Annotated in this window: 6 protein-coding genes; 2 read left to right on the top strand and 4 right to left on the bottom strand. The window is 53.1% G+C overall.

Annotation, left to right across the window (positions count from 1 at the left end):
• Positions 1–1,474 (top strand): hypothetical protein (locus HMPREF1144_RS29750; RefSeq protein WP_042928766.1); only part of this gene is annotated, 1,474 nt, incomplete at its 5' end.
• Between the two features lie 3 nt (positions 1,475–1,477).
• Here HMPREF1144_RS29750 and HMPREF1144_RS29745 read toward each other — a convergent pair.
• Together HMPREF1144_RS29745 and HMPREF1144_RS29740 are read right to left on the bottom strand one after the other, a co-directional pair.
• Positions 1,478–2,575, bottom strand: coding sequence for a glycoside hydrolase family 105 protein (locus tag HMPREF1144_RS29745; RefSeq protein WP_004853118.1), 1,098 nt, complete (start codon positions 2,573–2,575; stop codon positions 1,478–1,480).
• Positions 2,550–4,004: an MFS transporter gene (locus HMPREF1144_RS29740; RefSeq protein WP_032721555.1), complete on the bottom strand. Its 1,455-nt coding sequence runs from the start codon at positions 4,002–4,004 to the stop codon at positions 2,550–2,552. The genes HMPREF1144_RS29745 and HMPREF1144_RS29740 overlap by 26 nt, the downstream gene beginning before the upstream one ends.
• A gap of 422 nt (positions 4,005–4,426) precedes the next feature.
• Here HMPREF1144_RS29740 and HMPREF1144_RS29735 point away from each other — a divergent pair, with 422 nt between their 5' ends.
• Complete coding sequence (locus HMPREF1144_RS29735) at positions 4,427–5,785, top strand: glycoside hydrolase family 28 protein (protein ID WP_004853111.1); 1,359 nt, start codon at positions 4,427–4,429, stop codon at positions 5,783–5,785.
• A 43-nt stretch (positions 5,786–5,828) separates the two neighbouring features.
• On the opposite strand, the gene purN is transcribed toward HMPREF1144_RS29735, so the two are convergent.
• Together purN and purM are read right to left on the bottom strand one after the other, a co-directional pair.
• On the bottom strand, positions 5,829–6,470 hold the full coding sequence (gene purN, locus HMPREF1144_RS29730; RefSeq protein WP_004853109.1) for a phosphoribosylglycinamide formyltransferase: 642 nt from the start codon (positions 6,468–6,470) through the stop codon (positions 5,829–5,831).
• On the bottom strand, positions 6,467–7,504 hold the full coding sequence (gene purM, locus HMPREF1144_RS29725; RefSeq protein WP_009654889.1) for a phosphoribosylformylglycinamidine cyclo-ligase: 1,038 nt from the start codon (positions 7,502–7,504) through the stop codon (positions 6,467–6,469). The genes purN and purM overlap by 4 nt, the downstream gene beginning before the upstream one ends.
• Between the last annotated feature and the right edge of the window lie 218 nt (positions 7,505–7,722).

Raw genomic sequence — 7,722 nt, 5'->3', positions numbered from 1 at the left:
GCGCTGTATCTACCTTAATCGTCTCGCCATGTATTGCCGCGAGCAGGGGCTGCGATTTTATTTACAGGCAAAAGAGCTGGGTTTCCCAACGGAATTGCTGTTGTCGCATAAGTATCTACTGGATAACCAGCAAGGGATCCTTTTTGATGTGGATTTCTGGAGCCGCTGGCTGACAGACAAAATTCGCGGCGTTTGTCAGGGAATTCCTGCTTTAACAGGGCTAATTATTGCGCTTTCCAGCACCGATGGTTTATTGCCGATTACGCGCCCTAAATGGGATATAAACGCCAGGGATGAGCCTGAAAATACCCGGCAACCGTCGCAAAGCTTTGTGCTCTATCGCCGTTGTTTTCAAGCGCTCAGCCAGGTGGTTACCGCACAAAATAAACATCTGGTTTTGCGGGTTTTCCCTGCAAGTAATGATGATCTTGGTACCGTTCTCGATGCTATCGAGCCGCTTCCGCCAACCGTTTCGGTATCGATCAAGTTAACGCCAGAACGTTTCTGGCCAGCATTTCCAAATAATCCCGCACTGCTTCAGGTCACTATGCGAGACGTCTGGGTTGATATTGATTTAGCAGGCGAAGAGGTGGGCTGGGGCGTTATGCCTTTCTTGCGCATTGATGAGTTAAAAGGCCGACTGCTGTGGTGCCAAAGCGCGAATCCCAGAATCACCGGTGCGATATGCAAAACCAGTTGGGAGAGCGTTGATAACCACTGGATACCGGAAACGTTAAGCGAATGCAATCTGTTTGCCTGTAGCCAGCTGTTAGGCCATGGTGCGGGCAAGACCCAGGAGCAGCTGTTGGATCTCTGGCTGGCTGAGCGTTACGGCTGGTGCCCCGATGTTACAGTCGCCCGCCGTTTTCAGCAGCTACTTGAGCAGGCATCGGAGGTGCTTTACCAGGCGATTTATGTTCGCGATCACGTTTTTCACCGCCATAGTCAGCTACCGGAAAGCTATGGTCAGGCAGTATGGAGTTTGTACAGCCAGCTGGCGCGTAATCACTGGCTGCCGGGGTCGGCCCAGGATATCCACTTCACGCGTGACGATCCGCAAATATCGATGGAAAACCTCACGCGAATTGCGCAAGAGAAGGATGAGGTAGCGGCAGATGCCCTGAAGCTATGCGCGCAGGCGCTGGAGTTTGCCGAGAATGCCGCGTTTCCCACGGCGCTCTATCGGCTCTGGCAGAATGAATGGCGGGGGCTCGCACTCTACTGTCAGCTGTTCACGCATGCACAGAAAGCTTTTTTTACGCTGCATTTTGCTCGTGAGGTGGAGAATAGCTGGAGTATGAGAGAAATCTGCCATATCAACGTGCAGGCGTTGTATCAGGGGGCATCCGAAATGGAGATGCTTTGCCAGCAGATGAATGAAGCATCGCCTGGGTTTTATATCATGTTCGATGCGGGTCGGGTTCGTAGCCTGGCTGATAGCCTGAGTAGCGAACTATCGGCACTCAGGCATTAGGTTTTAACGCGTGCGGTATAAAGCCTCGACCAGGCTGAGTATCGCCAGCGCCTGGCCATATGGCATCGCAGTTAGGGGGATTCGTCGGTAATGGTCAAGGTCGTGTCCCATTGCCGTGCCAAATGAAACCTGGGTTAATTCTCCCTCCGGCGAGATATGCTCAATAATGCCTGCGATTGCTCGTTCGGCAACGGGTAGATAGCTGTCGTCGAGGTAGCCGAGACGTATCGCTTTCAGGATACCGGCTGCGAATCCCCCTGTTGCTGAGGCTTCAGCGTAGCTTGTTGCATCATCTAATAGCGTCGGCCATAGCCCGTTTTCACATTGACAGCGGGCGAGGGCGGATACCTGGCCCTGCAGGATGTTACAGAGCTGGCGATAGAAGGCGTCATGCTCATCAAGATTGAGCATTTCCAGTAGTTCAGGAATCGCCAGTGTTATCCAGCTATTGCCACGAGCCCATCGGGCACCGGCAAAATGATGCCTGCCGTCGAAATTCCAGCCGTGAAACCATAAACCACTTTTTCTATCCGTAAGGTAGTGAATGTGCTGTAGAAATTGAAATTTTGCTTCTTCTACCCAGTAAGGTTTTTGCAATAAAAGCCCAATCCTGGCCAGAGGCAGGACCGCCATCATCAAGGTGTCATCCCAGATTTGCTGGTAATGCGCGTTTTCGTAGGTGACATGCTGCATGCAGCCTTCATCAGTGCGCGGAATCTGACGATAAAGCGCATCTCCCCACACTTCCAGATAGGCGCGCCATTCGTGACGAGCGTCCTGCTGGTAGCGACTGGCAAGCGTCAAAAAAGGGATCGCGGTATTAATATTCTTCTCCGGCGTTCCTTCGGCGAAACGGGCGCTGAACCAGTCGTCAATAATCTGCCTGGCGCGAGATGAGCCGGTAAGTTCATGGTAGCGGTAGAGACCAAACAAGCCGATACCATGTGTCCATTCCCATCCAGCCCAGCCTTTTGTATCAATCACGCGCCCGTCAGGCAGGCGCTGCAGGAATTGACCATTGTCATCCTGAATTGCGGTGAGGCTATCGATCAGTTTTTCGATAAGACGGATGATTTCAGGATGGCTTATTTTCTGCGACATAGAGATTCCCTTGCGTTGTCGTTTCAGCTGTATGCTGCCAGTGGATATTCATATGCGGATGTCCGGTAAGTAACTCTACGGTTTGTCGTACCTGCGTTGATGCATCTTCGGGTTTACCGCCAGACCGCAGACGCTCTAGCTCGAAGGTAAGCGTCTTATGACACTCCTGGCTTAGACGAAAGCGAAACGCGCCGTACATCGCCAGCAGAGTGAGTAAACCCGGTCCGATAAGGAATACCCACCAGATGCCGTTTAGCGCGGCGGCATCTTGTGACTCTGCGCCTTTGGTAAAGCCAAACGCCTCGAGCGCCAGTCCAACAATAAACAGGGCCAGCGCCTGGGAAAATTTGCGTGTTAGCATCATGACGCCCGCGTAAATGCCTTCACGTCTGACGCCGGTATAAGCTTCATCCACGTCAGGTAAAAAGTTGTAGACGTTCCATGGGATAAGATAGGTTCCGCCGCGTGCGATGCCCATCACGATGGCTCCGCCGAATAAGAACCCTGATAAATGGCTAATGGAGGCGGAGAGCTGGCTGAACCACAGTAGAGCGCACATAATCAGTGCAATTGCCAGTTTGTAGGCGTTGCCGTTGCCGATGCGAATACAAAGCCAGGTAAAGAAAGGGATGGCAAAAAATTGAAATAGCGTCATCAGGCTCATTGCCTGGGAAGCTAAGGATGCGCCGACCTGAAGTACATATGTAAGATAGTGCATAAACAGCGAGCCGAAAATATCCAGGGCGACGGCTCCACCAACGTACATCATGATGTGAATGCGAAAAGTACGTAAACGGAAAGTTGAAGCCATTTCTCGATACAGCGAGATAATTGTTTTCCCCATCCCGCGCTGAGTCGAAGGCGGCGGGAGATTCTCTCGTTCCCAGGTTCCCCGCCAAACGAAGATCCACGGTAGGGCGAAGAGTACGGAAAAGACCAGGCCGATATATAAAAATGCCTGCGATTTATCGGCGACGTGCGCCAAAATTTGTCCTGGGATAAGTGCAGATAAAAACGCTGTCGCCTGGGCAAATAGCATCCGCGCGCCAGACATTTTTGAACGCAGATCGTAACGCGATGTCATCTCCGCAGGCAGCGTATCGTAGGGCACCATCAAGAGGGTAAAAACGGTGCTGAATAACAAATAAGTACCAAGATACCAGGCATAGCCAAAACCGCTTACCCACATCAGGGCAAAGCAAAAGGAGAGCGGCGCGCCGATAATAAAGAATATTCGGCGTCGCCCCCAGCGCGTGCGAATATTGTCGGTGATATAACCCATGATCGGGTCGGTGATGCCATCCCAAATTTTGGCGATCGCAAAGATGGATGCGGCGGCGGCGGGAGAAAGGCCCGCCACTTCAATATAAAAATAAAGCAGCCAAAGCCCGGTGATAGTCATTGCCCCGCTGCCGAAGATATCGCCCATCCCCCAGCAGAGAATATTGCGTGTTTTTACTTCCCGTGGTGCCGTTACTGTCCTCGTCATTTTTCCTGTCTCTTCTGTCAGTAAAGAGGAAGTAGCACAGTAAAAGAGGTGAAAATTTTGCGGAATCGTCATCATGGCGCTTTTGTTAAGAACTGAGAGCGGGGCGTAGAAAGCGGATTAAATGAAATAAATAGCGTGATATGGCCGGCAGTATCAGGACGGGCGAAAAAATGAAATGTGATAGCCATCGCTATTTCTGCGGAAGGATCGAAAAGAAATGTGTCCGAAATCACAGATGAACTGCGGGAAAAAAGGACGTTGTGAGAACGGCGACAGATTAATTATGTCGATGCTGTTTTGCCCTACGGCGATCGATAATGACTGTGTTCAGATAGCATTCCCATTTCATCTCAGGAAATCCTATGAACATTTTTCTTTCAAACTGGCGCCCGCACGCAGATGGTATTACTCGCGACACTGAGATTTTTCAAAAAGCGCTGGATACCTTATCGCAAGCGGGCGGCGGTACACTGGTGGTGGAAAGTGGAAAATATTACCTTGGCGGGTTACGCATGGGGTCAAACACCTGCCTGTGGTTGTCACCCGGTGCAGAACTCATCGTCAGCGATAATTATGCTGACTTCACCCAGGCGGTGGCCTTAAGCCGCGCAGAGTGCTCAGACCGGGCTTTCCTCTATGCCCAGGATGCCGAAAATATCTCGATTTGTGGGGGCGGTACTATTTACGGTAATGCCGATGGTTGGTTCTCCTCATCGGTTGATGATATGGGCTATCGCACGCCCGCCGAACAGCGGCCGCGCATGATTCTTCTGGAAAATTGCCAGCGGGTCAGGCTGGAAAATATCTGTATACACCATGCGCCGATGTGGACAATTCATCTTGTTTCATGTTCACAGGTGGTGATTGATGGCGTTACCGTCGATAACGATCTGACAATGGCAAATACTGATGCGCTGGATATCGATAGCTGTCAGCAGGTACACGTTGCTAATAGTTTTTTTAGTGCGGCGGACGATGCAATTTGTCTGAAAACGACCGATAAACCGGCGGCTATCCAACGTCCTTTACGTCAGGTGACGATCGTCAATTGTACCCTGCGCTCAAAAAGCTGCGCTTTTAAAATCGGCACGGAAACCTGGCAAGATATTGAAGATATTGTAGTCAGCAACTGCACTATCTATGATTCGAATCGCGGTATCGGCCTGATTTCACGAGATGGCGGCCGGCTACGAAGAATGCTCTTTACCAGCATGACTTTTGAGTGTGTGGCGGCGCCAGCCTGTCACTGGGGGGAGGCGGACCCGATTTTCCTCTCCGCGCGTCGCAGGAATCCGCAGATCGAGCCTGGTGAGATTACGCAAATCCAGTTTCGTGGGCTTTGCGGAGAATGTGAAGGCGCCATCAATATGCACAGTGAAACCCCTTCCATGATCAACCGAATACGACTCGAGAGTATTCAGCTTACCCAGCGACTGCATTGCCACGGTTGGCAGGGGAATTATGATATTCGTCCGCCGTGTAATCCTCTTTCGCCAACAGGAATGGGTATCGATAACGCCTGGTGCCTCAACCCAGAAACGGGAAAGGCCTGGGGAGTCGAACCCTATCCCGGAGGGCTACCCGTCCTGTTTGCGCAGGGGGTTTCCGATTTAGTCATCCGAGAACTTGATTGGCAGCGTCCAGTTCCCCTACCGGCAGGATGGAATACGCAAGCGCTGTGTCTGGAAAAATGCGAGCGGTCATCCGTGCGGGAAACCTGAGCTAATGAAAAACGCCTCCAGCGGACGCCAGAGGCGGGAAAGTTTACTCTTCTGCCGCATATCCCTGCGGTGGAAGAGGAACATTATCAAGCCAGGCTTCGTTTCCTTCCGCGCGCAGGCGGCCGTCGACAAACCAGCTGATAGCCAGGGGATAGATATCGTGTTCCTGCGCCTGTACGCGGGCGGTAATGTCGTCCTCGGTATCTTCAGCGAAAACCGGCACCTTTGCCTGCAGAACCACCGGACCTCCGTCCAGCTCATCGGTCACAAAATGCACCGACGTCCCGTGCTCCTCATCACCATTTTCCAGCGCCTGGCGATGGGTGTGCAGCCCCGGATATTTTGGCAGCAGGGAAGGGTGGATATTCAGCATGCGCCCCTGGTAGTGGGCGACAAAAGCCGGGCTAAGAATACGCATGTAGCCGGCGAGAACCACCAGATCCGGCGCGTAAGCATCGATCTCGTGCATCAGCTCTCGGTCGAAAGCTTCCCGGTTGGCAAACTGGCTGGCGGCGAGCGCGTGAGCCGGAATATTGGCCGCGCGCGCGCGCTCAAGGCCAAACGCGTCGGCCTTGTTGCTGAAGACTGCACGCAGGGTGCCGTTGATTTTTTTCCGGGCGCAGGCGTCAATAATCGCCTGCAGGTTGCTACCGTTACCGGAAATCAGCACCACGATGTTTTTCATTCAATGACCACACGCTGTTCGGAATCAGAGGCTTTGATATACCCTATTTTCCACGCGCTTTCACCTTTGTCGTTCAGGAAGGCAATGGCTTTATCCGCCGCTTCCGCCGGCAGCGCGATGACCATGCCGACGCCGCAGTTAAAGGTGCGATACATTTCGTGGCTGCTAACGTTACCCGCGGTTTGCAGCCAGTTGAACACGTCCGGCCACTGCCAGGAGGATTCATCAATGACCGCCTGGGTGTTGTCCGGCAGCACGCGCGGGATGTTTTCCCAGAAGCCGCCGCCGGTCAGGTGGGCGATGGCGTGCACGTCAACGTTGGCGATCAGGTCGAGTACGGATTTCACATAAATGCGGGTCGGCGCCAGCAGATGGTCGGCCAGCGGCTTACCGTTGAGATCGGTGGTTTGCGGGTCAACGCCGCTAACTTCGATAATTTTGCGCACCAGAGAGTAGCCGTTAGAGTGCGGGCCGCTGGAAGCCAGCGCCACCAGCACGTCGCCATCGGCCACTTTGCTGCCGTCGATAATTTCTGATTTTTCTACCACCCCAACGCAGAAACCGGCCACGTCATAATCTTCGCCGTGGTACATGCCCGGCATTTCCGCCGTCTCGCCGCCCACCAGCGCGCAGCCTGACTGCAGGCAACCTTCGGCAATGCCGCTGATTACGCTCGACGCAGTATCGACATCCAGTTTGCCGGTCGCGTAGTAATCAAGGAAGAACAGCGGCTCTGCGCCCTGAACCACGAGGTCGTTTACGCACATAGCGACCAGGTCGATACCGATACTGTCGTGACGCTTGAGGTCCATCGCCAGACGCAGCTTGGTGCCGACGCCGTCGGTGCCGGAGACCAGAACCGGTTCGCGATACTTCTGCGGCAGCGCGCACAGCGCGCCGAATCCGCCCAGTCCACCCATCACTTCCGGGCGGCGGGTTTTCTTCACCACGCCCTTAATACGGTCGACGAGAGCGTTGCCTGCATCAATATCCACGCCGGCATCTTTATAGCTGAGAGAGGTTTTATCGGTCACTGCGAAGTCTCCACGCGTTTGCGGTAGCAATAAAAAACGGCGCAATTCTAACAGGGATAGCAAACGTTTGCGAGCCTGCTTTGCAGCCGATGCAAAACGGCCGTTAAGTGCGCAAATTTGATACTGTTCACGAAAATGAAACCGGGTACATTCTTCTGCTTGCCAGCGTTGTCGGGAATAATCATCATGCCAGTGAAACCGGTTTCTTTTCTGATTTC

This window comes from Klebsiella sp. OBRC7, from assembly GCF_000293135.1.
GTDB classification, from domain to species: Bacteria; Pseudomonadota; Gammaproteobacteria; order Enterobacterales; family Enterobacteriaceae; genus Klebsiella; species Klebsiella michiganensis.
Note: the sequence above shows the minus strand (reverse complement) of the source record. Positions and strands in the feature narration are given on the sequence as shown.

Coding starts and splice junctions, on each gene's coding strand:
- HMPREF1144_RS29745 (WP_004853118.1), bottom strand. CDS start 2,575: ATGTCGCAGAAAATAAGCCATCCTGAAATCATCCGTCTTATCGAAAAA.
- HMPREF1144_RS29740 (WP_032721555.1), bottom strand. CDS start 4,004: ATGGGCGATATCTTCGGCAGCGGGGCAATGACTATCACCGGGCTTTGG.
- HMPREF1144_RS29735 (WP_004853111.1), top strand. CDS start 4,427: ATGAACATTTTTCTTTCAAACTGGCGCCCGCACGCAGATGGTATTACT.
- purN (WP_004853109.1), bottom strand. CDS start 6,470: ATGAAAAACATCGTGGTGCTGATTTCCGGTAACGGTAGCAACCTGCAG.